The following is a 2,861-nucleotide window of genomic DNA, read 5'->3' on the forward strand; positions in this document are numbered from 1 at the left end:
AAAAAGGAAAAAATTGATTTAGTAGGCATCTATGCAAATACAATCTGTTTCAAAGATACTCTTAAAATGCTCAATGCATTACAAAAATTGAGGGAAAGAGGAAAATGGAAGGGCAAAATTGCAGTGGGCGGCCCTCATACTTCCGTTGCTGTTGAAACTATTCCTGAATTTGTTGACCATATTGTGCAGGGAGAAGGGGAAGAAGCTATATTGAGAATAGCAAATGGCATTGAAGATAGAATAATTCGCTCTGAAAGGATAACTGACCTTGATTCTCTCCCTCATCCTGCTTGGGATTACTTCATTTCACTGCCCTACGACCTTTCCCTTGAATGGATTGGAATTAGCCCTGTATTCCCAATGAATACAAGCAGAGGTTGTCCATTTCCGTGCACCTTTTGCTCAGTAAGCTCTATTTGGGGCAGGATGTACACAATGATGAGCGCACAAAGAATTTATGATGATATTGTTTATCTCCAAAAGAAGTATAGTATTGCAGGAGTTTATTTTAGAGAAGACAATTTCACTTTGAACAGAAATCGTCTTGAAACTTTTTGTGAGCTTTTAATCAAAAAAGGTTGCAAAATAAAATGGGCTTGTGAAAGCAGAATTGATTCTCTCGATAGGAGTATACTTGAAAAAATGTATAAAGCAGGGTGCAGAGGGCTCTATTTAGGAGTAGAAAGCGGCAGTGAAAGGATGCTTTCTTTTCTAAAAAAGAATATCACAGTTGAAGACATAAGGAGGGTGTTCAAAGAATGCAATAGTATTGGTATAAAGACTGCCGCAAGTGTTATGGTTGGATTGCCTACTGAAACTTTCGACGAAAGAAAACAGACTTTAAAATTGATAGAAGAAATAAAACCCACAACCACTTGGATAAATATCTTCGTTGGAATACCCGGCAGTGAACTTTATCAGTATATTCTTTCAAAAAAACTCTATATTTACAAAGATAAGAATAACCTTCTATATTTGAAAGGACATAATCACTTAGTCGATGAATTTTATGGAGGCAAAAAGTCGGCGAAAATTCCTTTCTTTGGGAAAAGATTGAATGAAAAAGCAAAGGAGTTTTTTTCTAAGTCGAGATAAATTATGCCTAAATTAAGCGTAGTAATGAGTGTATATAATTCTGAAGCAGGACTAGACAAAACAATAGACAGCATTCTTGGACAAACCTTTTCAGATTTTGAATTTATTATTGTTGACGACGGTTCTTTTGACAACACTCCTGCAATATTGTCAGGATATAAAGAAAAGGATTCAAGAATCAAAATAATCACACAAGAAAATCATGGCTTGACCTACTCCTTAAACAAAGCAATATCCATATCCTCAGGTAAATACATTGCTAGGCAAGACCCGGAAGACATTTCAAAAAAGGACAGATTTGAATCTCAGATTTTATATCTTGAAGATAATCCTGATATTGCGGTTGTTGGTTCAAATTACCACATAATCGATGAGAAAGAAAATATTATAGAAACAACCAACATTCCGCTGACGAATGAAGAAATTTCTAAAAATTTAATAGAACAGAACTGCTTTGGTCATGGCACTGTTATGATGCGCAGGGAAAGTTTTATAAAGATTGGCGGCTACGATGAAAATTTTCCATATGCCCAAGATTATGACTTGTGGCTTAGAATGTCGGAAAAATTTAAACTTGCCAATCTTAAAAAACCACTCTATCTATGGAAAAGAAGCATTTATGGTACATCATACAAAAAGAGAATTGAACAGGAGGAATACGCGCGTATCGCAAGACAAAACGCTTTAATTAGAAGAAATCAAAACAAAGAAAAGCGTAAAAATCCCTTTGTCAGTGTCATCCTTCCCACTTATAACCGCCCTAAAATGTTCGAAGATGCATTAAGGAGCATTCTCGGGCAAACTTTTCAGGATTTTGAAATCATCGTCGTAAATGATGCTGGAGAAGATGTCCAACCGGTAATAGAGAAATATGATGACGAAAGAATTACTTATATAAAACATAGCGAAAACAAAGGGCTTGCTGCGGCGCGAAATACTGGAATTAAAAATGCATCAGGAATTTATTTAAACTATCTCGATGACGACGATGTCTTCTACCATAACCACCTATTCCTTCTCATAGATACAGCCAAAAAAAATAACAGCGATGTAGTTTACAGCCTCTCATATCGAGCCATACAATCGCCAATTCAAAAAGGTGATTACAAAATATTTCTCAAGGAAATGCCATATGCAAATGAATTTGACAGAGATAGGATTTTGATTGAGAATTTGATTCCTATAAATTCAGTAATGCACAAAAAAGCTTGTGTAGAAAAAGCAGGCTTCTTTGATGAGACTTTACCGGTTTTTGAGGATTGGGATTTTCAAATACGATTATCGAGAAATTATGATTTTCATTGTGTCCCTCATTTTACATCTGAAACGAGATTGCGCCTTGATAACAGCAATATGACCTTCAGCAAATGGCAGGAATTTGTAGAAACGAAAAAAACAATATACAAGAAGTATGAAAAATATGTCAATGACCACCCTTCACTAATTTTGCTTCAAAAAAAATCATTGGCAGACTTAAATCAAATGGCAGAGTCATCGATGTCTTTGACAGAGTATCTTTTGATAGTAAGAGAAGATAAGGTATTTCACTTAGAACAACAGGTAAAAGAACTCGAGAAAGTAATATGGAAGATAAAGAACTCCATCTTTTATAAGTTGTATAGCTTTATCAATGACAAAATAAAAAAGTTAAGAGTTTAATGAAGGTTATATAACCTGACAGGAACAGCTTTATAAAGAAAGAAAATAATAAGATTTTTTTATTTTAACCTCTCTCCATATTTAAGAAGAATTGATGCTTAATAAGT

The 2,861-nt window shown here is 34.6% G+C and carries 2 protein-coding genes; both read left to right on the plus strand.

Annotated elements, in window-relative coordinates; translation table 11 throughout:
* The coding region (locus tag D6734_12665; GenBank protein ID RMF92284.1) for a radical SAM protein at positions 1-1,095 on the plus strand (1,095 nt) is incomplete at its 5' end.
* Positions 1,096-1,098: 3 nt separating this feature from the next.
* Positions 1,099-2,754, plus strand: a complete 1,656-nt coding sequence (locus tag D6734_12670; GenBank protein ID RMF92285.1) for a glycosyltransferase — start codon at positions 1,099-1,101, stop codon at positions 2,752-2,754.
* The last annotated feature ends 107 nt before the right edge of the window (positions 2,755-2,861 follow it).

Source organism: Candidatus Schekmanbacteria bacterium (assembly GCA_003695725.1).
Taxonomy (GTDB): Bacteria; Schekmanbacteria; GWA2-38-11; order GWA2-38-11; family J061; genus J061.